Here is a 24,403-nt window from a genome sequence, read left to right as displayed (position 1 = left end):
ACCGGGCGGCATGGGTGCCGGCCCGGCCGCGATCTCCCTGTGCAGTTGTGCCACCCGCCGGTGGGGTTCCGGCGTCCGGTGCGACCGGGGAATCCCGGTCCGGCCACACCGGACGGCCGTGTCACCGCTCGTACGCGGCACGGCCGGAGCGGACTCCGGTCGCTTGTGCGTACCCCTTCCGGACCGTCCTCTATCCGGTCGCGGGGCGCAACCGCGGCCGGACCCTCGCCGGTCGGTCCGGAAAGTCTCTCGGGTCGGGCTCACCGGTCCGGGGGTAGGGCCGGCCCACCCGACAAGGTGGACAGATTCCTCGGGTTACGCGGTCACCGGGGCGGGCACCGCCTCCACGGCGGTCCAGGACGAGCCGAGCTCCGCCGAGCGGGCCACGGCGTCCAGCACGAGCTGGACCTGGAGCGCCTCGCCGAACGAGGGCCTCGGGTCCGTTCCGCCCGCGATCGCCGCGAGGAAGTCCCGCAGCTCGTGGGTGAACGAGTGCTCGTAGCCGATGATGTGTCCCGGCGGCCACCACGCCGCCATGTACGGGTGCTCGCCCTCGGTGACCAGGATCCGCCGGAAGCCCTGCTCGACGCTTGCCTCGCCCGCGTCGTAGAACTCCAGCTCGTTGAGGCGTTCGAGGTCGAACGCCACCGAGCCGAGCGAACCGTTGATCTCGACCCGCAGCGCGTTGCGCCGCCCGGTGGCGAACCGGGTCGCCTCGTAGGTGGCGAGCGCACCGCCGTCGAGGCGGGCCACGAAGACCGCCGCGTCGTCGACGGTGACCTGCCCCATCGCGGCCCCGGCGCCGTCGGCCGAGGCGGCCAGGCCGCTCGAGGAGGCGGGCAGCGGCCGCTCCTTGACGAAGGTCTCGGTGATCGCGCTGACGCCCGTGATCCGCTGACCGGTCACGAACTGGGTCAGGTCGATGATGTGCGCGCCGATGTCACCGAGCGCACCGGACCCGGCCTTGTCCTTCTGCAGCCGCCAGACCAGCGGAAACTGCGGATCGGTGATCCAGTCCTGCAGGTAGACCGCGCGGACGTGCCGGATCACGCCGAGCCGGCCGGAGGCGACCATCTCGCGCATCAGGCTGACCGCGGGAACCCGGCGGTAGTTGAACCCGCACATCGCCCGTACGCCCACCGTCTGGGCCCGGTCCGCCGCGGCGACCATGGCCCGGGCCTCCTCGACCGTGTTGGCGAGCGGCTTTTCGCACAGGACGTGCTTGCCCGCCTCCAGAGCCGCGATGGTGATCTCGGCGTGGCTGTCGCCGGGCGTGCAGACGTCGACGATGTCGATGTCGTCCCGGGCGACCAGCTCGCGCCAGTCGGTGGTGTGCCCGTCCCAGCCGAGCCGGCCGGCCGCGTCGGCGACCTTCGACTCGTCCCGGCCGCAGATCAGGGCCATCCGGGCTCGTACCGGCAGGTCGAAGACGCGGTTCACGGTGCGCCACGCCTGTGAGTGCGCGGCGCCCATGAACGCGTAGCCGACCATGCCGACCCGCAGTTCTTTCTCTTCACTGGACAAGGTGGGTCTCCCCCCGGTGTGTCAGAACCCGAGCTTGCCGTACTCGCTCGCGTTCTCCTTCGTGATCGTCTCGGAGGCCAAGGTGATCTCCTTCGGCACCTGCAGCTCGACCAGGTCGGACATGCCCCGACCCTGGGCGATGAGCCGGGCCAGCGAGATCGCCGACGAGGCCATGGACGGGCTGTAGGTGACGGTTGCCTTCAGGACGCTGTCGTCGGCCGCGATCGCGTCGATGGCGGCCTTCGAGCCGGCGCCGCCGACCATGATGAACTCGGAGCGGTTCGCCTGCTTGATCGCGGCGAGTACGCCGATGCCCTGGTCGTCGTCGTGGTTCCACAGCGCGTCCATCTTGGGCAACGCCTGGAGCAGCTGCGAGGCTTCGGCCTGCCCGCTGTCGGCGGTGAACCGGGCGGCGCGCCGGTTCTGCACCTTGAAGCCGTAGACGGCCAGTTCGGCGGCGAAGCCGGCGGAGCGCTCCTTGGTCAGCTCCAGCTCGTCCATGCCGGCGATCTCACCGATGACCGGGTTGGCGATCCCCTTGGCCCTCATCTGCTCGCCGATGTAGCGACCGGCGGCGACGCCCATGCCGTAGTTGTCGCCCTTGATCTGGAGGCGGTAGGCGAGCGCGTCCGGGAAGGCCCGGTCCAGGTTGACCACCGGGATGCCGGCCTTCATCGCCTCCAGCCCGGAGGCGTTCAGCTCCTTGCCGTCGTGCGGCAGCATGACGATCACGTTCGGCTTCTGCGAGATCAGCGTGCCGAGCGCGGCGCGCTGGGCGGCGGCGTCCGCACCGGCGGCGACCGTCTTGAACTCGACGTCCGAGTAGACCTTGGCCTGCGCCTCGGCGTTCTTGGTGATGGCGGCGAGCCAGCCGTGGTCGGCGGCGGGAGCGGAGAAGCCGATGACGACCCGCTCGCCCGGCGCACTGTTCGGGTTGGCCGCGCCGTCCGCCTCCTTGACCTGTTCGTTGGCGCCACCGCCGGTCTCGTTGCTGGTGCAGGCGGTGAGCAGGGCGCCGGCGCCGACCGCCGCCCCGCCGAGCAGCAACCGGCGACGGGACAGGTCGCGCACCGGCCGGAGCGGATCGTGCTGGGTCATGACGACCTCCTGGTTATTCGACTTCGGGTGGGGTGTGGAAGGTGGCCGGACCACCGGCCCGGTGGTCGCTCGGCGACCACCGGCGGCGGGCCGCCTCCGGGGACTACCTGGGGAGTACGTCAGTTCGTCGAGGTGAGCCTGTTGCGGGCGAGGAGCTGGGTGAGCGACTTGAACCGGAACTGCTGGACCAGCACGGCGGCGACGATGATGCCGCCCTTGACCATGTTCTGCGCCTCGGTGGAGAGGCCGTTGATCGCGAACAGGTTGGTGATGGTGGCGAAGATGATCACGCCGAGCAGGGAGCCGATGATCGTGCCCCGGCCGCCGCTGAGCAGCGTGCCACCGATGATCGCCGCGGCGATCGCGTCGAGTTCGTAGAGGTTCGCCATCGCGGCCTGTGCCGAGTTGGCCTGGGCGGTGAGCATGACGGCGGCGATACCGCAGCAGAGCCCGGAGAGCCCGTAGAGCAGCATGGTGTGCAGCCGTACGTTGATGCCGGCCAGCCGGGCCGCCTCCGGGTTGCCGCCGACCGCGACCGTACGCCGACCGAAGGTGGTGCGGTTGAGCAGCACCCAGCCGGCCGCGACCACCCCGGCGAGGATGAAGACCAGCACCGGGATGCCGAGGATCTCCGTGCTGGCGATGCCGTTGATCGTCGAGTTGTTGGAGACCTGGGTCTGCTTGTCGGAGATCTCGGCGGCGAGTCCTCGGGCGGCGACCAGCATGGCCAGGGTGGCGATGAAGGGCACCAGCTTGCCGTACGAGATCAGCAGCCCGTTGACCAGGCCGACGCAGACCGCCACCACGACAGCGGTGAAGATCATCCCTCCGGCGCCGAAGCTCTGCGTCGCCACCGTGGTGCTCCAGACCCCGGCCAGCGCCACGATCGCGCCGACCGAGAGGTCGATGCCGCCACCGATGATCACGAACGTCATACCCACGGTCACCACGCCGACCACCGAGGCCAGGGTGAGGATCGAGAAGATGTTCGACTGCACCCAGGTGGGGCTGCCGTACAGGTCGGGGCGGGTGACGATGCCGATGACGATCAGCACCACCAGTACCCCGACCAGGCCGAGGTTGCGTCGCAGCGTCTCACCGGCGTCGCCGCTCCACCGCCCGTTCCCGTTCCCGTTCGCCGCCGCCACGGCGGCGCCGGGCTGCTGCGGCGCTCCGGCGGGCGCGGGCGGCACCGGCGACGACCGGTCCTGCGGCGGCGCCGCCCCGGCCGGCGCGGCGGTCTCGGTACGTTCGGTCACGCTGGCGCCCCCTCCATCAACGACCCCGCCATCACGAGGTCGAGCACGGTGTCTTCGTCGAGTTCTCCGGCCGGCGCCTCGCGCACGACCCGGCCCTCCCGCATCACGAGTACGCGGTCGGCCAGCCCGAGCACCTCCGGCACTTCGCTGGAGACCAGCAGTACGCCCACTCCCCGGGCGGCCAGTCCCCGGATCACCTGGTACAGCTCGGCCCGGGCGCCGACATCGACGCCCCGGGTCGGCTCGTCCAACAACAGCAGCTTCGTGTCACCGAGCAGCCACCGGCCGACCACGACCTTCTGCTGGTTGCCGCCGGAGAGGGTGCGTACCGGCCGCCGGACGTCCCGCGGCCGCAGCTCCAGCCGGTCGGCGACCTCGTTCGCCTCGGCCCGCTCCCGGCCGACGTCGGTGAAGCCGAGCCGGGCCCAGCGGGAGAAGGTGGCGAGCGTGACGTTGCGGTAGATCGGCTCGCCGAGCAGCAGCGCCTGGCTCTTCCGCTCCTCCGGCGCCATCCCCATCCCGGCCCGGACGGCGGCACCGACACTGCCCGGCCGGACCTGACGGCCGGCCATCGCGACCCTGCCGGAGTCGGCCCGGCGGGCCCCGAAGATGGTCTCCAGCAGTTCCGAGCGGCCCGAGCCGACCAGGCCGGCGATCCCGACCACCTCACCGGCGCGCACGGTCAGCGACACGTCGGCGAACTCGCCCTCCCGGCCGAGGCCGCGCACCTCGAGCAGGGGCTCGCCGGCCGGGGTCCCGGTGGGGCGGTCCGGGAAGACGTACTCGATGGTGCGGCCGGTCATCCGGCTGACCAGGTCGCGGGTCGGGGTGGTCCGGGCCGGCAGGTTCGCCGCGGTGGTCCGGCCGTCCTTGAGTACGGTGACCCGGTCGCCGATCTCGCGGATCTCCTCCAGCCGGTGCGAGATGTAGATGACCGCGATGCCCTGTGCGGTCAGCTCCCGGATGATCCGGAAGAGGTTGCCGACCTCGTCGTGCGCCAGCACCGCGCTCGGCTCGTCCATGATGATCAGCCGCGCCTCGTGCGAGAGCGCCCGGGCCATGCTGACGATCTGCTTGCCGGCCGACGGCAGCGACCGGACCATCCGGCGGGGCGGGATCTCCGGATGCCCGAGCCGGCCCAGGAGGTCCCGGGTCCGGCGGGCCATCTGGCTCCGGCGGATGAAGCCGAGCTGGCGCGGCTCGTGCCCGAGGAAGGCGTTCTCCGCCACCGACAGGTCCCCGACCAGGTCCAGTTCCTGATAGATGGTGGCGATGCCGGCCCGCATCGCGGCCTGCGGGTTGCCGAACGAGACCGCCTCGCCGAGCCACTCCACCCGCCCCGAGTCGGGCTGGTGCGCACCGGAGAGCACCTTGATCAGGGTCGACTTGCCGGCGCCGTTCTGGCCGAGCAGGCAGTGCACCTCACCGGCCCGCACCTCCAACTGCACGCCGTCCAGGGCCCGTACCCCGGGAAAGGTCTTCACCACGTCGGTGAGCCGCAACACCACCTCGCCGCCCGGCCCCCCGTCCGGTCCGCTCGTCAGCTCTTCTTCGCTCGGTGCGCCTCGTCCGCTCGGTGCGTCTGGTCCGCTCGGTGCGCCTGGTCCATTCGTCATGTCCGGTCCGGTCGTTGCGTCTCGTTCGCTCATTGCGCCTCCGCGAATGCGACGTCGGTGGCGAGCACGGCCGCGCCGGTGACCCCGGCCCGGGAACCGAGCTCGGAGAGGACCACCGGCAGGTTTCCGGTGGCCAGCGGCAGCGAGCGCCGGTAGACCACGCTGCGGATCTCCGCCAGCAGGATGTGGCCGAGCTGGGCCAGCCCGCCGCCGATGACGATCATCGACGGGTTGGCGAAGCTGACCAGGCCGGCCAGGACGCCGCCGACCCGCCGCCCGCCGTCGCGGATCAGCCGGATGCAGGTCACGTCCCCCTCGATGGCGCCCTCGGCGACGTCGAGCGCGTTGACCGTGCCGGTCGCGGCGAGTCGCTCGGCGAGGGCCGGCGACGACCCGCTCCGGGCCGCCGCGATGGCCTCCTTGGCCAGTGCGGCGCCGCTGAAGAGGGCCTCCAGACAGCCGACGTTTCCGCAGGAGCAGGTGGGTCCGTGCGCCTCGACCTGGATGTGCCCGATGTCGCCGGCACAGCCGTCGGTGCCCCGGTAGACCTCGCCGGAGAGGTAGATCCCGCAGCCGATGCCGGTGCCGATCTTGACGAAGAGGAAGTCGTCGACGGAGTGCGCGACGCCGCCGTGCCGCTCGCCGATGGCCATGATGTTGACGTCGTTGTCCACCACCGCAGGACAGCCGTGCTCGCGGCTGAGCAGCTCGCGTACCGGATAGCGGTCCCAGCCCGGCATGATCGGCGGCGAGACCGGCACGCCGTCGCGGAAGCTCACCGGACCCGGCACGCCGATGCCGACCGCGTGCAGTCGCTCGTACGCCCCGTCGGTCCGGGCCTTGTGCAGCAGTTCGTGGACCCGCTGGAGGATCACCTTCGGGCCGGAGCGGATGTCGGCCGGTTCGGCGTACGCGGCGACCGTTTCGAGCCGGCCGTTGACCACCTCGACGTCGATCGAGCTGGCGCCCAGGTCGACGGCGGCGAACCGCAGGTCGGGGCTGAGTTCGACAAGGGTGGAGCGGCGGCCGCCCCGGGAGGCGGCGAGCCCCGCCTCCGCGACGTAGCCGAGGCTGACCAGCCGCTCCAGTTCGGCGAGGAGGCGTGGTCGAGGAATCTGCAGGCGGTCGGCGAGTTCGGCCCGGGAGACCGCTCCCTCGTCGCGCAACAGCCGCAGCAGCCGCAGGTGCAACGCTTCCGGGGTGCGCACAGCCGTTCACCTCCGTCAAGCTCACTTCACGTCGACGCAACGCGAGCGCGTTGTGTTCGACACAGTAGGAGCCTTCTGGAGCGGCTGTCTAGAGCTTCATCCAATATGACGCTAACTTTTGTCCTTACGGACGAAAGTTAGTTGTTGATCAAGGAAAGGACGCCGACCCCGACGACGCGACCCGGTCACGCTTCCTCGTCCCGATCGCGCGTCTCCGGCAGGCCGCGATCGTCCCGGAGCGGAAGGTACGGCTCCCGGTCCGGCGGCGCGCCCGACCGGATCGCCCGCTCCCGCTCCAACTCCGCGCTGAGTTCGGCGCCGAGCAGGACGGCCAGGTTGGAGAGCCAGAGCCAGACGAGGAACACGATCACCCCGGCCAGCGAGCCGTACGTCCGGTTGTAGGAACCGAATCGGTCGACGTAGAACGCGAAGCCGGCGGAGGCGGCGGCCCAGACCAGTACCGCGACAATCCCACCCGGGCTGACCCAGCGGAACCGCCGGCGCGCGTTGGGTGCCGCCCAGTAGAGCACCGCGAAGATCAGGCTGACCAGCAGCACCAGCACCGGCCACCTGCCGATGTCCCAGACCGCCATTCCGACGTCCCCGACGCCGAGCCGCCGGCCCAGCTGCGTCGAGAGCCGCCCACCGAACACCAGGATCGCCAGGCTGACCAGCACCAGCAGCCCGACCAGGGCGGTCAGCCCGAGCCGGAGCAGCAGGGTCCGGAGGAACGGACGCCCCTCCGGTACGTCGTACATGGCGTTGGCGGCCCGGACGAAGGCGCCGAGCCAGCCGGACGCCGTCCAGAACGCTCCGAGGATGCCGAGCACCGCGACCAGGCCCGCCGTGCCGGCATTGCCCTGCACCTGGCCGATCCCGCCGAGCAGGATGTCCCGGGCGGCCGGCTCCGGCACCACGTCCCGGACCACGTCCCGCACACCGTGCACCGCCGCGTCGCCGAGCAGCCCCAGCACCGCCACCAGCACCAGCAGCGCCGGAAAGAGCGACAGCAGCCCGTAGTAGGTCAGTGTCGCGGCCCGGTCGGTGACATTGTCGCCCCGAGCCTCCCGCAGGGTACGGCGCAGCACCGCCAGCCAGGCACTCCGGGGCAGCCGGCCCGCCGCACCGCCCCACCGCTCGAAGGACACGAATCACCACCAACGCAAGGCAATCATTCAATCACCGACCGTAGCGCCCAACGTCACCTAACCGCCCAACAAACCCACTCCCACCCCCACCCCCTGTTCCGTCCAGATCTTGACGACCTGTTGTCGTCCCAGGTGCAACAAGTCGTCAAGATCCACGCACACCGCGACGGTGAGGAGCCGGGGCCGGTCAGCGGCTCACTTGCGGAGCAGCCGGCCCATCCGGCGGCCCGCGAGCAGCAGCCCGAGCACGGTGATCGCGACCAGGTAGAGGACGTCCAGCAGTTCGCCCCAGCCGGCGCCCTGCACGCTGATCCCGCGGATCAGGTGTACGGCGCGGTACAGCGGCGTCACCTCGATCAGCCAGCGGAGCAGCAGGGGGTATGCCTCGGCCGGCACGAAGGTCCCGGAGAAGAGGAAGAGGGTGAACTGCGCCGAGCCCATCAGGTCGAAGTCCTGCCAGCTTCGCATGAAGGTGGAGAGCGCCATGCCCAGGGCGCCGAAGGCGAAGCCGACCAGGACGGCGGCCGGGAAGGCGACCAGCGCGCGTACCGCACTGGTCAGGTCCAGCGCCACCATCACGGCCAGGAACGCTGCCGAGTAGAGGGTGCCCCGGAACATCGCCCAGCTCAGCTCCCCGAGGGCGATCTCGAACGGCTGCACGGGGGTGGCGAGAACCCCGTCGTACAGCTTCATGTATTTCATCTTGCCGAAGAAATTGAAGGTCGTTTCCGCCAGCGCGCCGCTCATCGCCGAGGCGGCCAGCATCGCCGGGGCCACGAAGGCGGCGTACGAGACCACGGTGCCACCCGGCAGCGTCAGGTCACCGACCAGTGCTCCCACCCCGACGCCGATGGAGAGCAGATAGAGCAGCGGCTCGAAGAATCCCGAGATCAGCACGACCCAGTACGCGGACTTCAACGCCGCGACGTTGCGCTCGGCCACCGAGAACGAGCGGCGGGGCGCGCCCTCGAAGCTGATCAGCCGGGGCAGGACGATGCTGACCACGGAGGCATCCCTTCCGATCGGAGCAGATGGTGCGGGGCCGGCCGGACGGTCAGACGACCAGCCGGCGGCGGAAGCTGGCGTTCGCCAGCCACCAGCCGACGGCGCCCCAGGCGGCGAGGTAGAGCAGGTGACCCGGGATCGACCAGGCCGGCGCGACCCCGAGGGTGGCGGCCCGGCACAGGTCCACGCCGTGCCAGAGCGGCGACGCGTACGCCAGCCAGCGCAGCAGCACCGGCAGCGACTCGACCGGGAAGAAGACCCCGGCGAAGAGCGTCATCGGGATCACCGCGAAGCGGAAGAGCAGCGCCAGGTAGCTGTCGCTGCGGATCGAGGAGCTGTAGGCGAAGACCGGTGCGGCCACCGAGAACGCGAGCAGCAGCACCAGTGGCAGGGTCGCCACCGCCCACGGCGAGTGCAGCGCGCCGAAGAGCCCTGCGACGAACAGGAAGGCGGCGCTGCTGGTGGTGACCCGGAACAGCACGAAGCCGAGTTGTCCGCCGACGATGTCGGCGACCCGCAGCGGCGTCGCCGCCTGCGCGTAGTAGGTCTTGATCCACTCGAAGTTGCCCAGCACCGGCCAGGTCGACTCGCCGATCGCCACCTGGAGCGCGGTGGAGGCGATCAACCCCGGCACGATGAAGTCGAGGTAGGAGACCCCGCCGACCCCGGAGTCGACGTACGCCCCGACGCCGAGCCCGAAGCCGACCATGGTGAGCAGCGGCAGCAGGAAGGAGGAGAAGACTCCCGCCCGCCAGGTCCGCCGGTAGGCGACGAGGTTGTATTCGAGCACCGCCAGGGCGGGGAACCGCCCGACGAGCCCGGTGCGCTGCCTGGCGGTCGGCGCGCTCTCCACGAGTGCCATCGTCAGTCCACCAACGTCCGGCCGGTCAGGTGCAGGAAGACGTCCTCCAGGCTGCTGCGCCGGACCAGCACGCTGGCCGGGCTGAGCGCCCGGGCGTGCACCTCGGCCACCGCGGCGTCGCCGTCGCCGACGTAGAGCAGGATCCGGTCCGGCAGCACCTCGATCCGCTCGGCGAGCCCGGCCAACTTGCCCGCGAAGGCTTCCTGGCTCTCCCCGGCGAAGCGCAACTCGACGACCTCACGGGTCGAGTAGCGCTCGATCAGCGAGCGCGGCGAACCCTCGGCGACGATCCGGCCACCGTCCATCACCACCAGCCGGTCGCAGAGCTGCTCGGCCTCGTCCATGTAGTGGGTGGTCAGCACCAGTGTGACCCCCTGCTGCTTGAGCCGGAAGAGTCGCTCCCAGACCAGGTGCCGGGCCTGCGGGTCGAGCCCGGTGGTCGGCTCGTCGAGCAGCACGATGTCGGGCTCGTTGACAAGCGCGCGGGCGATGGTCAACCGCCGCTTCATGCCGCCGGAGAGCGGCTCCACCTTGCTGTTGGCCCGCTCGGCGAGCTGCACGAAGTCGAGCAGCTCGGCGGCGCGCTCCCGGGCCACCCGGCGCGGGATGCCGAAGTAGCGGGCGTAGGTGGTGAGATTTTCCCGGACGGTCAGCTCGGGATCGAGGTTGTCGAGCTGCGGACAGACCCCGAGCCGGGCCCGGATCGCCGGCCCGTCCCGGTGGGGGTCCATCCCCATGATCTGTAACGTCCCGTCGGTCGGCGGCGAGACACAGCCCACCATGCGCATGGTCGAACTCTTGCCGGCGCCGTTCGGCCCGAGGAACCCGAACGCCTCCCCCGCCCGCACGTCGACGTCGATCCCATCGACCGCAACGAAATTCCCGAACCGCTTGACCAGCCCTCGGGCCCGAATCAGAACCCCGTCCTCCGCCACGCACCCGACCATAACCGCCAGGTCCGACACGCCCCACCGAGTTTCCCGCCACACCGCCGCCGGAGCAGCCGGCCGCAGCCCGGGGTCAGAGCAGCGGATCGGTGCCGGTCCGGGCGGCCGTCACCAGGTCGTCGGTGGTCGCCACCACTCTCGGGTCGCCGGCCGGCGTGCCCGGGTCGTAGCGGACCGTCCAGGTCAGGCCGTCGACGCCGCGCACCTGCCGGGCCGCGATCCGCACCCCGCCGCCGCCGGGCACCCGGTGGTGTGCCGTGTACGCCACCGACCGGGTCACCCGGGCCCGTACCTGGTGCGGCACGTCACCGGGGTCGACCAGCAGATACGTCCGGACGGGCCCGTCGGCAACCACCCGGTAGCCGGGCCGCTCCTCGACCAGCTCGGCCGGGGTGACCGCCAGGTCCCGGCCCGACCAGATCGCCTTGTGCACCTCGTGCCAGCCGAGCCGGGCGGTCTCGCCGGGCAGCCAGAGCCCACGGTCGGTGACCACCACGACCTCTTCGCCGTCGGCCACCCGGGCCCAGTCGAGCACCCGCTCGGCCGGCTCCAGCGCGGGTCGCCGGTCGGCCGGCAGCCTCCGCCGCCGGGAGAAGAGGTTGAACAAGCCCGCCACCGGCTACAGACCCCCCATCGCCTGCTCGCGCAGGGCGCGCGCGTGCTGCTCCAGCGAGAGCAGCTCGCCGAAGAGCGCGAAGTATTCATCCTTGTTGGTGGTCGGGTTGACCCGCTGCACCTTCGACTTCAGGTCCCGGATCCGGCTGGTCACCGACCCCCACTCCAGCCGGGCGAGCGTGATCGAGACATACCGGGGATCGGGGTCGGTATCCAGCCGCAGCGGTTCCACGGCCAGCTCGCCGACGAGCGCGGCGGCGGCCAGGTCGCCGCAGTGGTCCCGGACCCGCTCGATCCAGACCGCGCCGGTGGTCGCGGTCGCCGCGCCGCCGGCCGCCTCGATCGCCGCCCGCACCACCCGGTGTACGGGATTCAGGTACGCCTCCGGTGCGAGCGCGTCGAACATCGGGCCGGCCAGCACCGGCACCTGGAGGGCGAGCTTCAGCGCCTCCCGCTCCACCATGCTCTGCGGGCTGTCCACCAGCGGCTCGACCGGGACCTGCCGCTGCTGCGGTGCCGGTCCGGCGCCGTTGCCCCGGCGCGGCGCACCGGTCTCCTGCTGCCGGGAGGCGGCGTTGCGCACCGCCAACTGCACCGGCTCGATCTCCATGCCGAGGTCACCGGCGAGCTTCCGGACGTACTCGGGACGCTTTTCCCGGTCCTTGAGCCTGGCCACCAGCGGCGCCGCCCGGCGCATCGCCTCCACCCGGCCGTCGACGGTGTCCAGGTCGTACCGGTTGAGCACCTGGCGCAGCGCGAAGTCGACGAGCGGCTCGCGGCGGGCGACCAGGTCCCGCACGGCCAGGTCACCCTTTGCCAGCCGCAGCTCGCACGGGTCCATGTTGTCCGGGCTGACCGCGATGAAGGTACGCCCGACGAAACGCTGGTCGTCCTCGAAGGCCCGCAGCGCCGCCTTCTGCCCGGCCGCGTCGCCGTCGAAGGTGAAAATGATCTCCCCGGCCACCGCGTCGGTGTCCATCAGCAGCCGGCGCAGCACGGAGATGTGGTCCGCGCCGAAGGCGGTGCCGCAGGTCGCCACCGCCGTCGGCACGCCGGCCAGGTGACAGGCCATCACGTCGGTGTAGCCCTCGACGATCACCGCCCGCCCCTGCCGGGCGATCTCCCGCTTGGCCTGCGAGATGCCGTAGAGCACGTGCGACTTCTTGTAGATCGGCGTCTCGGGGGTGTTCAGGTATTTCGGGCCGTCGTCGTCGTCGAAGAGCTTGCGGGCACCGAAGCCGATCACGTCGCCGGTCAAATCCTTGATCGGCCAGAGCAGCCGGCGCCGGAACCGGTCGATGAGCGAGCCGGAACGCGCCTCCCGGGCCAGCCCGGCGGTGACCAGCTCCTGACCGGTGAAGCCCTTCTGCCGCAGGTGTCTGGTGAGCGGGTCCCAGGCGTCCGGGGCGAAACCGCAACCGTAGGTCTCTGCCGCCGCACGGTCGAAGCCGCGCTGGGCCAGGAACTCCCGGGCCGGCCGGGCCCCGGCGGTGCCGAGCTGGCCGGCGTAGAACTCGGCGGCGGCGGCGTGTGCGGCGACGAGGCGCTGCTTCTGGCCCTGCTGCGGCCGGACCGGCGCCGGGCCGGCCTCGACGTAGCGGAGCTGGATGTTGGCCCGGTCGGCGAGGCGTTCCACCGACTCGACGAAGGTCAGGTGCTCGGCGTCCATCAGGAACTTGATCGCGTCCCCGCCGGCCCCGCAGCCGTGGCAGAAATAGACATTTCGGGCAGGTGCGACGGTGAACGACGGGGTCTTCTCGTCGTGGAAGGGGCAGAGTCCCTTGAGGTTGCCGCCGCCCGCCGACTTCAGCGTGACGGTCTCCGAGATGATGTCGGCGATCGAGGTGCGCTCGCGTACCAGCGCGATGTCCTCGTCACGGATCCGCCCGGCCACCGCCTCACCCCCTCCGGCCTACATCCTGCCCTGCGGGGCCGACGCCGGCGGCGAAGGGGTGGCAGCGCGGCAACACGGCTCAGCCGACCGTCGCGGTCTCCTCCGCCTCGACCTGCCGGTTCCACTCGGGCTTGGCCGAGCGCCAGCTCTCGTCGTCGTCGCCCCGGCGCCAGTAGCCGGAGATGGAGAGCCGCTCCTTCGGCACCCGGAGCAGCTCGCCCCGGAGCAGCCGGCGCAGCTCGCGGACGAAGTATGCCTCGCCGTGCACGAAGGCGTGCACGTCGCCGGCGGGAAAGGTGGCCGCGCATACCGCCTCGACGAGGGCGTCGCCCACCATCCGACCGTTGCGGTGCACCCAGACGATCTCGGCGGCGGCCCCGGTCGGCAGGTGCTGTTCCTCGGCCGGGCCGGAGACCTCGACGAAGACCCGTGCCGGGGCGCCGTGCGGCAGCCGCTCCAGCGCGGCGCCGATCGCCGGCAGGGCGCTCTCGTCGCCGACCAGCAGGTGCCAGTCGGCGGCCGGGTCCGGGGCGTACGCGCCGCCGGGGCCCCGGAACATCACCTGGTCGCCGGGGCGGGCGGCGGCCGCCCAGGGGCCGGCGAGCCCCTCGTCGCCGTGGTAGACGAAGTCCAGGGTCAGCTCGCGGGCCGCCGCGTCCCAGGCCCGCACGGTGTACGTGCGCAGTCGGGGCCACTGGTCGCGGGGCAGTTCGCGCTTGATCGCATCGAGGTCGGCCGGCACCGGATAGTCGACGCCGACCGGCGGGAAGATCAATTTTACGTAGTGGTCGGTGTAGGCGTCGGCGGCGAACCCGGTCAGCCCTTCCCCGCCGAGCACCACCCGGATCATGTGTGGGGTGATCCACGCGGTCCGCAGTACCGTGGCGTACCTGACTCCGGTTCCGTTCCGGCTGTCCGTCATTAGATTAGGCTACCCTAACTCCTCGGTTCCGGCTGCCCGGGGTCCGCCGATCACCCGTCCGGGGACGTAGGCTTTCGGACACGGACCACCTCCGCCGGCCCGTCAGCGGGTTCCGGCCCGTCCTGCGGGGGCGGCCATTTCGTCTGGGGAGAGGTCATGGGCCAGGGCGTACACGTGCAGGAGCTGCCGGGCATCGGCAAGCGGTACGACATCGATCTCGGGCACGGCGGCAACCGCGTCTCGATCGTGGTACGCCGCGACGGCACCCGGGACCTCTACGTCTTCACCTCCCGCTCCGACGAGCCGACCGCCGTGGTCGAACTCAGCGAGGAGCAGTCCCGCAAGGTCGGCGCGGTACTCGGCGGCACCTTCTTCGCCTGACGACCCACCGACCTTCGCCTGACGTCCCACCGACGACCTTCGCCTGACGACCCACCGACGACCTTCGCCTGACGACCCACCGGCCGTCCCGCCGGCGCCCCTGCCCGACCGCCCACCACCTGCCTCATCTGACGTGCTTCGCCTGACGTCACCCGGGTCCGCCGCCCGGCGCGACGCCACCCGATTGGAGACACACCCATGCACGCCGATCTGATCGGGTTCGGCGCCATCGTGCTGGTCGCCGGCCTGCTGGCCCGGGCGGGCCGGCGGGTGGGGCTGCCGAGCGTGCCGTTCTTCATGCTGACCGGGATCCTGCTCGGGCCGGCCACCCCCGGCCCGGTACTCGTCGCACATCCCGAGGACCTGGCCCTGCTCGCCGCGATCGGGCTGGTGCTGCTGCTCTTCAACCTCGGCGTCGAGTTTCCGGTGCGGCAGGTCTTCGGCAGCGGGAAGCGGCTCTTCATCGCCGCCGGCTGCTCGATCGGGCTGAACGTCGGTGCCGGGCTGGCCCTCGGCTTCACCCTGGGCTGGGGCACCCCGGAGGCGTTCGTGATCGCGGGTGCGCTCGGCATCTCCTCCTCGGCGATCGCCACCAAGCTCCTCATCGAGCTGCGCCGGCTGGCCAACGCCGAGACTCCGATCATCCTCGGCATCATCGTGATCGAGGACCTCTTCCTCGCCTTCTACCTCGCCCTGCTCTCCCCGATCCTCGCCGGTGCCACCTCCGCGGCCGGCATCGTCATGCACATCGCGATGAGCTTCGGATACCTGCTGCTGCTGGTCGCGGTGGCGCGCTGGGGAGCGCGGGCGATCGGCTGGCTGATCGGCAGTCACGAGGACGAACTGCTCGCCATCGGCATGGTCGGGCTGGTGGTACTGGTCGCCGGGCTCTCGGCCGAGGTGGGCGTCTCCGACGCGATCGGCGCGCTCATGATCGGTCTCGTCGTCGCCCGGACCACCGTACGGGAACGGGTGGAGCGGCTGGTCCTGCCGCTGCGGGACGTCTTCGCCGCGGTCTTCTTCGTCGCCTTCGGGTTGAGCATCGACGTCGGGGCGTTCGGCTCGGTGGCCGTACCGGTGCTGGTGGCGGTCGCCATCACGATCATGGTGAACATCAGCGCCGGCGTGATCACCGGGTCGCTCTTCGGCTTCAACCAGCGCGGCGCGGCCAACGTCGGGCTGACCGTGCTGGGCCGGGGCGAGTTCTCGCTGATCCTGGCGACACTCGCGCTGGCGGCCGGGCTCGACGACCGGATCGGGCCGTTCGTCGCGCTCTACGTCCTGATCCTCGCGGTGCTCAGCCCGATGTTCGCGGCGCAGTCCCGCTATCTCGCCCGGGTGATCCCGGACCAGCTCCTCCGGTCCCGCTGGCGGTATGTCCGGGAGGAGACGATGAGTACGAGCTGCACCCACCTCGACCGGATCCAGATCACCGAGACCGACGACGACGCCTGCCCGGAGTGCCTGGAGACCGACGACGACTGGGTGCACCTGCGGATGTGCCTGACCTGCGGCGCCGTCCGCTGCTGCGACGACTCGGTGAACAAGCACGCGACCGCGCACTTCGAGGAGACGGGGCATCCGCTGATCCGCTCGATCGAGCCGCGCGAGAACTGGCAGTACTGCTACGTCGACGGCGCGCTGGTCCGGGAGCCGATCGGCCCCCGGGAGACGGTGGAGTCCTGACCAGCGATGCCGACCGACGGTCCTGACCGCCGGTGCGGGCGTCGCGGGGCGGCTACGGGTTCGCCTCGGCCGGCAACAGGTGGCTCACCTGTGGCGTCCCCTCGGCATGCCGCCACGCCCGCAGCTCGGCCGCCTGGTCCGCCTTGGTGAGCCGGCCGCCGTGCTGGCGCAGGTGCTCGTCCCAGGAGGGCAGCTCGTAGACCTCCACGAAGAGGTCCCCCGACTCGCCCTCCCGGAAGAGTCCCCAGCGCGACGCACCGGTACGCTGCCGCGCGGCCCGGACCTCCTCCATCGCGGCGACGAACTCGGCCCGCCGCTCCTCCCGGACGGTGTAGGTGAGTATCACGATCACCGGGCCGACGCTCGGGTCCGGCTCGTGCGCCAGCTCGAGGTCCGGCCAGTGCGTCGCCGGGTCCTGCTCGACGGCGCGCAGGTCCGGCAGCGGCCAGACCCGCACCGTCAGCGCGCCGAGGATCATGAGCAGCCCGGCGGCGACGTGCGCCACGATCAGGCCGGCGGTGTCGGCGACGATGCCCCAGGCGAGCGCACCCAACGCCTGCCCACCGGCGAAGACCACCTGGTAGACGGCGAGCCCCCGGGCGCGTACCCAGCCGGGGAGGAAGAGCTGCATCTCGGCGTTGAGGTTGGCCAGCACCGTCACCCAGGCCAGGCCGGCCGGCACCAGCGCGACCAGCACCACCGCCTCGATCGGGACCAGCGCCACGACCAGCATGGCCGGCCCGTAGGTCAGCCCGGCGAGCAGCAGGAAGACGTTCGGCGGAAGCCGGGAGCGGACCCAGGGCAGCACCACCCCGCCGACCACCGCACCGGCGCCGAGCGCGGCCAGCAGGACACCGTAGCCGCCGGCGCCGAGGCCGAGACGCTGGTTGGCGATCAACGGCAGCAGCGCCCAGAGGGCGCTACCGGGAATCAGGAAGAGCAGGGCCCGGAAGAGCAGCCGCTGCACGATCGGCGAGTGCCGGACGTACCGGCCGCCGGCCCGCAGGGCGGCGGTGAACCGCTCCGGCACCTCGACCGACCGGGAGGTGCCGGCCCGCCAGCGGATCAGGGTGACCGCGAAGAAGAGGAAGGCCAGGGTGTTGAGGGCGAAGACCAGCGGTACGCCGGTCAGCGCGATCAACACGCCGGCGATCGCCGGGCCGACCGAGCGGGCCACGTTCACGCTGATCGAGCCGAGTCCGGAGGCGGGCTGGAGCAGGTTGCGCGGCACCAGGTCGGGGATGATCGCGGCCCACGCCGGCAGGGTGAGCGCCTGCCCGACCCCGAAGGCGAAGGTGAGGGTGAGCAGCAGCGCCGGTGGCATCCGGCCGGTGAGGGTGAGCAGGGTGAGCGCCAGCCCCACCCCGACGATGAAGAACTGCACGGCGATCAGCAGCCGTCGCCGGTCGAGGGTGTCCGCCAGGGCACCGGCGGGGAGCGCCAGCAGCAGGATCGGCAGGGAGCTGGCGGTCTGCACCAGGGAGACCAGGGTGGAGGCGTTCCGTTCGTCGATCAGCAGCCACTGGGCGCCGACGGTCTGCATCCAGGTGCCGATGTTGGCGACCAGCATCGCCACCCAGAGGTTGCGGTAGGTCGCCACCCGCAGCGGCGCCCACGCCGAGGGTGGTGGCTCGGCGGAGGCCGGACCCGCGCTGACCATCGGCCCGGATTACCAACGCCCGTCGGCGCGGAGCACCCGCTGCCCAGAGACGTAGAGGTCGTCGGCCCGCAGCAGCAGCAGCCGGACCACCTCGGTCGCCACCTGCGCCGGCTCGGCGAAGATCGTGTCGAGGAATTCGGCGCCGACCCGCTCCTGCAGCCTGGTCGGCATCGGCCCGGGATGGATCTCCATCACCTTGATGCTGTTCGTCCCCTGCGCCTCCGCCAGCGACTCGACCAGGCTGGTGCCGAAGCTCTTCGTCGCCCGATAGAGCGGGATGCCCGGCCGGGGCACGTCGGTGGCGAGGGCGCTGACGTAGACGATGTTGCCGTACCCCTGTTCCCGCATCACGACCAGCGCCTCGTGCAGCAGGTACGCGGTGCCGAGCACGTTCACCTCGATCGCCCGGCGGATCGTCTCCGGGGAGAGCTCCTCCAGCTTGCCGCCGGCCCACATCGCGGCGCAGTGCGCCAGCCCGTCGATCGACCCGTACCGGGTGGTGGTCTCGGCCAGGGCGTCCCGGACCTGCTCGCTGCGGGACATGTCGCAGACGATGCCGTCGCAGCCCAGCTCGTCCCGGGCCCGGGAAACCTCCTCGGGAACGTTGCCGAGGATCACGACCCGGTGGTCGGCGGCGAGGAGCCGGGCGACCTCCAGACCGAGCCCGCTGGTGCCGCCGTCCACCACGAAAGTCCTCGGATCCATGGCCCGTCCCCCGCTCCCCGCCGCCGACGCGGTCCCCTGACTAGGAGGTTTCCACCTGCGGCGCCGTCGTGCGGCCGAGATCGGCCAATCCGAGCGCATTCCCGGCTCGGCGGAAGGGACGGTGCGGACGGCTCGGCCGGCGCAGCGCCAGATCCAGTTCATACGGTGGTATGCCCGGAGCGAACCCGGAACGGACCATGTTGTTGTATGACGGGTTCCTCCCTCGACCTCCGGTTTGCCGGTCTTGCTGACCAACCAGCGACCCGCCGGTTTCAGCCTCCCGTGGCGGCACGTTCCTCCGCGCCACGTTCCACGCAGAACTCGTTGCCCTCCGGGTCGGCCTGACATCCGTCTGTCTCGATGCGACACCCGGGTGCCATCTGGGGTTCGGCGCCGGTGCCCGCGCCGTTAACAGACGCACTCCAGGGTTACCGGCCATGAGGAAGATCAATCGCCGTATCTTCGTCCTCGGTGGACTCGGTGCGGCCGGCGCGGTGGCGTTGCCGGTGCACGGCGCGCTGGCCGCCACCCCCTATCCCTTCAAGCTGGGCGTCGCCTCCGGCGAGCCGGCGCCGGACAGCGTCGTACTCTGGACCCGCCTCGCCCCGACGCCGCTGAACGCCGACGGGCAGGGCGGGATGACCAACGCTGACGTCACCGTCGACTGGCAGGTCGCCACCACCGACCGGTTCACCTCGCTGGTCGCCGCCGGCTCGGTCACCGCCCGGTACGCCGACGCGCACTCCGTGCACGTCGTCGCCGGTGGCCTCGCCCCGGACTCCGACTACTACTACCGGTTCCGGGCCCAGGGGCACATCTCGGCCGTCGGGCGGACCAGGACAGCGCCGGCCGCCGGCAGTTTCGGCCGGGACCTGGTGATGACCTTCGCCTCCTGCGCGCACTACGAGTCCGGCTACTACACCGCCTACCGCCGGATGGCCGAGGAGAACCCCGGGCTGGTGCTGCACCTCGGCGACTACCTCTACGAGGACGCCACCAGCAGCGGCTCGGTACGCGAACACGCCGGCGCCGAGATCGTCTCGCTCGCCGACTACCGCCGCCGGTACGCCCAGTACAAGTCCGATCCGGACCTACAGGCGGCGCACGCCGCCGCACCCTGGCTGCTGGTGCCGGACGACCACGAGGTGGAGAACAACTACGCCGGCACGGTGCGGGAGAACAACAGCCCGGCGCTGACCGCCGCGCAGTGGACCGCCCGGCGCACCGCCGCGTACCGGGCGTACTACGAGAACCTGCCGCTGCGGCCCAGCTCCGCACCCTCCGGCAACAGCATCGGACTCTACCGGCGCGTCCGCTGGGGACAGCTCGCCACCTTCCACATGCTCGACACCCGCCAGTACCGGGACGACCAGGCCTGCGGGGACGGGCGCAAGGTCTGCGCCGACGCCGACCTGCCCGGCCGTACGCTGACCGGCGCCGCCCAGGAGGGCTGGCTCCTCGACGGCCTCGGCCAGCATCTCGGCACCTGGGACATCATGGGCCAGCAGGTCTTCTTCGCCCGGCAGCTCGACGCGGCCGGCGCCGCCAACATGGACGCCTGGGACGGCTACCGCGCCTCCCGGTCCCGGATCCAGCAGGGCTGGGTCGACCGTGCCGTACGCAACCCGCTGGTGCTCACCGGCGACGTGCACCGGGCCTGGGCCAACGACCTGAAGGCCGACTACGCCAACCCGGGTTCGGCGACGATCGGCACCGAACTGGTCTGCACCTCGATCTCCTCCGGCGGCAACGGCACCGCCGACACGGCGATCCCGGACGCCGCCATCAACCCGCACATCCGGTTCTACTCCAACCGGCGCGGCTACGTGCGTACCACGATCAGCCGGAGCCAGGTCCGGGCCGACTTCCGGGCGGTCGCCACCGTGACCGAGCACGGCGCCCCGGCCGCCACGGTCGGATCGTTCGTCATCACCGACGGCCGCCCCGGCCTCCAGGCCGGCTGAGCAGGAGCATCCACATGAACCCCGTCACCTCGCTGCTCCTCACCCCCCTGCTGGCCATCCCCGCCACCCCGGCCATCCCCGCCACCCCGGCCAGTCCGGCGCGGGCCATCCCCGCCACCCCGGCCATCCCCGCCACCCCGGCCAGTCCGGCGCGGGTCACACCGGCCCCGGCGGCAGCTGCCGATGCTGCCATCGCCACCGCGCCGGTCACCTGGATCACCGCGAACAGCGTCGCCACCGGCGACCAGGACGTGCCGGCCATCGCCGCAAACCGTAACGGCCGGGTCGCCGTCGTCTGGGAGGACGACCGGGACACCACCGCTCCGGAGAACGACGTCCACTCCGAGATCTTCCTGCGAGTCTTCGAGAACGGCGCCCCGCTGCACGAACTGAAGCTCTCCGGCGGCGGCACCTCCGGCGTCGACTGGAAGCACGTCACGCCGGACGTCGGCATCGACGACCGGGGCAACGTGGTGGTCGTCTGGGCGGACGACCCGGACGGCAACGGCTTCTACAACGTCCCGTATCGGGTGATCTCGCCGACCGGCAGCGTGCTCGCCTCGGGCCGGGCCAACGCCTCCGCCGACGGCCAGCAGCTCTACCCGAAGGTGGCGGTCGACCCGGACGGCGCACCGAACAGCACCACGGCGGTCGCCTTCAGCGTCGCCTGGGAGGACATCCAGGGCTCCGCACCGGCGACCGTCCGGGTCGCCGGCTACACCGGCACCAGCACCAAGGCGTACGAGGTGCAGGCGAGCCAGTCGAGCGGCCAGCACCACCGCCCGGACGTGGCCGTCTCCGCCTCCGGCGACGCGCTCGTGGTCTGGGACGAGGACGCCGACGCGAACGGGTCGTACAACATCGGGCTGGCCCGGTTCGCCCGGTCGAACGGTGCGGTGAGCCTCTCCCGCCGGGTCGCCAACTCGGCCACCGGCGCCCAGCAGCGCCGCCCCGCGATCGCGGCCAACTTCACCGGCGACTTCACGATCGCCTGGGAGTCCGACCACACCGGCACCGCCGGGGTGTGGGCGCGGTCGTTCACCAGCGCGGCCACCGCCGGGCACGCCGACGTCGAGGTCTCCACCGGCACCGGCGCGGTGGCGCCGACCGCCGGCATCGACGACCAGGCCAACGTCGTGGTCGGCTGGACGATCCGCACCACCGCCCCGGACGTCGCCGCCCGCGGCCTCAACGCGGACGGTACGACCACCGGCCGCCTACCCGCCCAGGTGCTCGGCCGCACCACCACCGGCCGTCAGGAACAGCTCGCGGTGACCTCCTCCCCCTGGGGCGAGATCAGCGCCGCCTACACCGACGACAACGACGGCAACTCCTTCGACCAGATCCTCCTCGCCGTCGACGGCACCAACTCCGCCTGGTAAGAGTGCAAGGAAGGGGCCCTTCTACAACAGAAAGCGATAAGAGGGGGCCCTTCCTCACGCGAGGCGCCGGTGCCAGGCGACCGCGGCCGGGTCGGTGAGCGAGGCGACCTGGTCGACCACCACCCGCAGCCGAGCGGCGTCGTCCGGCGCCGCCTTCCACAGCGGCGCGAAGACCGGGTCGAGCACCTCCGGTGCCCGGGACAGCAGCGCGGTCACCAGCTCGGCCAGGATCTGGCGCTGCTGCTCGTAGCGCTCCCGCGCGCCGGGGCGGCGCATCACGTAGCGCAGCGCCATGCCCTTCAGCAGCGCGCACTCGGCGCGGATCCGCCGGGGCACGACGAGTTCGGCGGCGTACCGGCGCAGCGGGCCGCTGCCGTAGCGTTCCTCGGTCGCCCGCACCGCCGCCGCGACGAAGCGCCCGGTCAGCACGCTGGTGCTCGCCTTCAACGCGGCCAGGGCACGGTGGCTGCCGTCGTAGTCGTAGAGCGGGGCGAGCACCGGGTCGGCAAGGAGTCCGGCCAGCGTCCCGGCCAGGTCGTCGGCGGACTCGGTGGAGTACCGGTCGGCGACGTCGGCGCAGAGCGCCGCCCGCTCGTCGGCGTCGGCCCGCAACTGGGCGAGCCGCAGCCGCAGGTAGCCGCCGTGGATGCCGTCCTCGACGTCGTGCACCGAGTACGCCACGTCGTCGGCCCAGTCCATCACCTGTGCCTCCAGGCAGCGTACGTCGCCGTCCGGGGCGCCCCGGCGCAGCCAGGCGAAGGTGTCGGCGTCGTCGGCGTACACCCCGAACTTGCGCCGTCCGGGGCGGCGCGGCCAGGGATATTTGCAGGTGGCGTCGAGCGCGGCCCGGGTCAGGTTGAGCCCGGCCGAGGCGCCCGCCGGGTCGTACACCTTGGCCTCCAGCCGGGTCAGCACCCGCAGCGTCTGGGCGTTGCCCTCGAAGCCGCCACAGCCGTCGGCGAGCGCGTCGAGCGCCTCCTCGCCGTTGTGCCCGAAGGGCGGGTGCCCGAGGTCGTGCGCGAGCCCGGCCACGTCCACGATGTCCGGGTCGCAGCCGAGCCGCCCGCCCATCTCGCGGGCGATCTGGGCGACCTCCAGCGAGTGGGTGAGCCGGGTCCGGAGAAAGTCGTCGGTGCCGGCGGTGTGCACCTGGGTCTTCGTGGCGAGCCGGCGGAACGCCGCCGAGTGCAGCACCCGGGCCCGGTCCCGCTGGTACGGGCTGCGCCCGTAACCGCTGTCCTTCGCCGGCTCGGCGACCCGGCGCTCGGCATCCGGCCGACTGTTCACACCACCGATCTTCACCCGGCGGCCCCCCGCCCGGTCAACCCCGGGTACGGGCGCGCCGGGTGGCGCATCTCAACTCCGCTGGGCGAGCACGCAGAACTCGTTGCCCTCGGGGTCGGCCAGCACGGTCCAGGTGACCTCCGGTGCCTGCCCGATGTCGACGTGCCGGGCACCCATGTTGACCAACCGCTCGATCTCGGCCTCCTTGTCGGTGGGTCGGAGGTCGATGTGCAGCCGGTTCTTCGCCTCCTTCCCCTCCGCCACCGGCACGAAAACCAGGCCGGGCAGTACGTCGGGCGCCCGGCGGATCTCCACCTCGTCCGGCAGCTCGGCGACGATCCGGTAGCCGAGCGCCTCGGCCCACCAGCGCGCCAGTCGGGCCGGATCAGCGGCATCGACCACCAGGTTCTCCCAGACGCTGCCCATGCGCCACACCTCCGTTGCGAGGGAAACGAAGTTCGCGTGTCGACCACGTTACGCCCGGGTTGCCGGACGAGAAGGGTCAACGAATGCGCGACACACTACGCGATTGACCTGCGGCTGCGGACACAACAGCCAAACAGCTGAGAGTTGCCGGACGATTGCCGATGGTCATGGGACGGCACCCGGACGACGCGCGGTGTAGCGTGCCGGAGTCGGAAGGTTACCGGGCGGGGGGCTAAGGAGAGACACCAGTGAATACTGATGCCGCCCTGTTGGCCGAACTGCACCGGCTACGTCGAGCGGTGCCGGAAATATCGGGTGCGGTGCTGGCCGCCGCGGACGGGCTGCTGGTCGCCGGCGAACTTCCGGGCGCCGACCCGCACCATGTCGCCGCCCTCTCCGCGGCGGGTCTCGGGATCGGTGATCGCTTCGCCCAACTGGTCGGGCACGGCCCGCTGCGGGAGTCCGTGGTCCGCTGCGCGGAGGGCTGGATCGTGGTCTATCCGGCCGGCGAGGACGCGATCCTGACCACCGTGGTGCCGGAGGAGACCGACCTGGGTCGCCTGCACGCCGAGGCCCGCCCGGCCGCCGCGCGGCTCGGCGCCCTCTGGAACGCCGTACGGCAGCCGACGGTGGCGACCGCGATCCCGCCGAGCAGCGACCCGGACGCGCCGCTGGCCACCCGTACCCCGATGGCCGCGCTCCCGGCCGGCCTATGGTCCTCCTCCGGTGGCTGGCGCTCGCAGGGACGGCAGTGACGACGGCAGCGGCGTGACGGTGGCCTGTCACCACTCCTCGACGGAGCGGCGACAGGCCACCG

At 71.7% G+C, this 24,403-nt stretch carries 21 protein-coding genes; 5 read left to right on the top strand and 16 right to left on the bottom strand.

What is annotated here, in order from left to right; all coding sequences use genetic code 11:
• Positions 1–315: 315 nt before the first annotated feature.
• The 12 genes from ACN28C_RS13290 to ACN28C_RS13235 form a co-directional block, all read right to left on the bottom strand.
• Entirely contained in the window at positions 316–1,491 is a 1,176-nt protein-coding gene (locus ACN28C_RS13290; RefSeq protein ID WP_422774648.1) for a Gfo/Idh/MocA family protein, read from the bottom strand.
• 54 nt (positions 1,492–1,545) lie between these two features.
• Positions 1,546–2,622 carry a substrate-binding domain-containing protein gene (locus ACN28C_RS13285; protein WP_422773775.1) on the bottom strand — a complete coding sequence of 359 codons (1,077 nt, stop codon included), beginning with the start codon at positions 2,620–2,622 and terminating at the stop codon, positions 1,546–1,548.
• Positions 2,623–2,741: 119 nt separating this feature from the next.
• Positions 2,742–3,881, bottom strand: coding sequence for an ABC transporter permease (locus tag ACN28C_RS13280; protein ID WP_422773774.1), 1,140 nt, complete (start codon positions 3,879–3,881; stop codon positions 2,742–2,744).
• Positions 3,878–5,389, bottom strand: a complete 1,512-nt coding sequence (locus ACN28C_RS13275; RefSeq protein ID WP_422774647.1) for a sugar ABC transporter ATP-binding protein — start codon at positions 5,387–5,389, stop codon at positions 3,878–3,880. The genes ACN28C_RS13280 and ACN28C_RS13275 overlap by 4 nt, the downstream gene beginning before the upstream one ends.
• Positions 5,390–5,526: 137 nt before the next feature.
• Positions 5,527–6,705, bottom strand: a complete 1,179-nt coding sequence (locus tag ACN28C_RS13270; RefSeq protein WP_422773773.1) for an ROK family transcriptional regulator — start codon at positions 6,703–6,705, stop codon at positions 5,527–5,529.
• A 185-nt stretch (positions 6,706–6,890) separates the two neighbouring features.
• Positions 6,891–7,853 (bottom strand): YihY/virulence factor BrkB family protein, encoded by a 963-nt coding sequence (locus ACN28C_RS13265; protein WP_422773772.1) that lies wholly within the window; start codon positions 7,851–7,853, stop codon positions 6,891–6,893.
• Between the two features lie 195 nt (positions 7,854–8,048).
• Positions 8,049–8,858, bottom strand: a complete 810-nt coding sequence (locus tag ACN28C_RS13260; RefSeq protein WP_422773771.1) for an ABC transporter permease — start codon at positions 8,856–8,858, stop codon at positions 8,049–8,051.
• 49 nt (positions 8,859–8,907) lie between these two features.
• Positions 8,908–9,711 carry an ABC transporter permease gene (locus ACN28C_RS13255; RefSeq protein WP_422774646.1) on the bottom strand — a complete coding sequence of 268 codons (804 nt, stop codon included), beginning with the start codon at positions 9,709–9,711 and terminating at the stop codon, positions 8,908–8,910.
• 11 nt (positions 9,712–9,722) lie between these two features.
• The gene (locus ACN28C_RS13250; RefSeq protein WP_422773770.1) at positions 9,723–10,655 is read right to left on the bottom strand and encodes an ABC transporter ATP-binding protein; all 933 of its coding nucleotides are present in this window, start codon (positions 10,653–10,655) and stop codon (positions 9,723–9,725) included.
• An 85-nt stretch (positions 10,656–10,740) separates the two neighbouring features.
• Positions 10,741–11,274 carry a hypothetical protein gene (locus ACN28C_RS13245; RefSeq protein ID WP_422774645.1) on the bottom strand — a complete coding sequence of 178 codons (534 nt, stop codon included), beginning with the start codon at positions 11,272–11,274 and terminating at the stop codon, positions 10,741–10,743.
• Between the two features lie 12 nt (positions 11,275–11,286).
• Positions 11,287–13,176 carry a DNA primase gene (gene dnaG / locus ACN28C_RS13240; protein WP_422773769.1) on the bottom strand — a complete coding sequence of 630 codons (1,890 nt, stop codon included), beginning with the start codon at positions 13,174–13,176 and terminating at the stop codon, positions 11,287–11,289.
• Between the two features lie 79 nt (positions 13,177–13,255).
• On the bottom strand, positions 13,256–14,098 hold the full coding sequence (locus tag ACN28C_RS13235; protein WP_422773768.1) for a siderophore-interacting protein: 843 nt from the start codon (positions 14,096–14,098) through the stop codon (positions 13,256–13,258).
• A 156-nt stretch (positions 14,099–14,254) separates the two neighbouring features.
• Between ACN28C_RS13235 and ACN28C_RS13230 the strand changes: the two genes are divergently transcribed.
• Entirely contained in the window at positions 14,255–14,479 is a 225-nt protein-coding gene (locus tag ACN28C_RS13230) for a potassium transporter TrkA (protein ID WP_422773767.1), read from the top strand.
• Positions 14,480–14,677: 198 nt separating this feature from the next.
• Positions 14,678–16,165: a cation:proton antiporter gene (locus ACN28C_RS13225; protein WP_422773766.1), complete on the top strand. Its 1,488-nt coding sequence runs from the start codon at positions 14,678–14,680 to the stop codon at positions 16,163–16,165.
• Between the two features lie 52 nt (positions 16,166–16,217).
• Here the strand turns inward: ACN28C_RS13225 and ACN28C_RS13220 are convergent, their stop codons facing one another.
• A complete protein-coding gene (locus tag ACN28C_RS13220; RefSeq protein WP_422773765.1) occupies positions 16,218–17,825 on the bottom strand; it encodes an MFS transporter in 1,608 nt (535 codons plus the stop codon).
• A gap of 9 nt (positions 17,826–17,834) precedes the next feature.
• On the bottom strand, positions 17,835–18,530 hold the full coding sequence (locus ACN28C_RS13215; protein ID WP_422773764.1) for an SDR family NAD(P)-dependent oxidoreductase: 696 nt from the start codon (positions 18,528–18,530) through the stop codon (positions 17,835–17,837).
• A gap of 437 nt (positions 18,531–18,967) precedes the next feature.
• On the opposite strand from ACN28C_RS13215, the gene ACN28C_RS13210 reads away from it, so the two are divergent.
• On the top strand, positions 18,968–20,494 hold the full coding sequence (locus tag ACN28C_RS13210; RefSeq protein ID WP_422773763.1) for an alkaline phosphatase D family protein: 1,527 nt from the start codon (positions 18,968–18,970) through the stop codon (positions 20,492–20,494).
• A 14-nt stretch (positions 20,495–20,508) separates the two neighbouring features.
• Positions 20,509–21,876, top strand: coding sequence for a hypothetical protein (locus ACN28C_RS13205; protein ID WP_422773762.1), 1,368 nt, complete (start codon positions 20,509–20,511; stop codon positions 21,874–21,876).
• A 54-nt stretch (positions 21,877–21,930) separates the two neighbouring features.
• On the opposite strand, the gene ACN28C_RS13200 is transcribed toward ACN28C_RS13205, so the two are convergent.
• Together ACN28C_RS13200 and ACN28C_RS13195 are read right to left on the bottom strand one after the other, a co-directional pair.
• Entirely contained in the window at positions 21,931–23,163 is a 1,233-nt protein-coding gene (locus ACN28C_RS13200) for a deoxyguanosinetriphosphate triphosphohydrolase (RefSeq protein WP_422773761.1), read from the bottom strand.
• A 69-nt stretch (positions 23,164–23,232) separates the two neighbouring features.
• The gene (locus tag ACN28C_RS13195; protein ID WP_422773760.1) at positions 23,233–23,586 is read right to left on the bottom strand and encodes a VOC family protein; all 354 of its coding nucleotides are present in this window, start codon (positions 23,584–23,586) and stop codon (positions 23,233–23,235) included.
• Between the two features lie 248 nt (positions 23,587–23,834).
• On the opposite strand from ACN28C_RS13195, the gene ACN28C_RS13190 reads away from it, so the two are divergent.
• Complete coding sequence (locus ACN28C_RS13190) at positions 23,835–24,341, top strand: roadblock/LC7 domain-containing protein (protein WP_422773759.1); 507 nt, start codon at positions 23,835–23,837, stop codon at positions 24,339–24,341.
• Positions 24,342–24,403 lie beyond the last annotated feature (62 nt).

The sequence above is a fragment of the Plantactinospora sp. WMMC1484 genome (assembly GCF_049315195.1).
Lineage (GTDB): Bacteria > Actinomycetota > Actinomycetes > Mycobacteriales > Micromonosporaceae > Plantactinospora.
The sequence above is the reverse complement of the archived record's forward strand: the minus strand, read 5'-3'. Positions and strand labels throughout refer to the sequence as shown.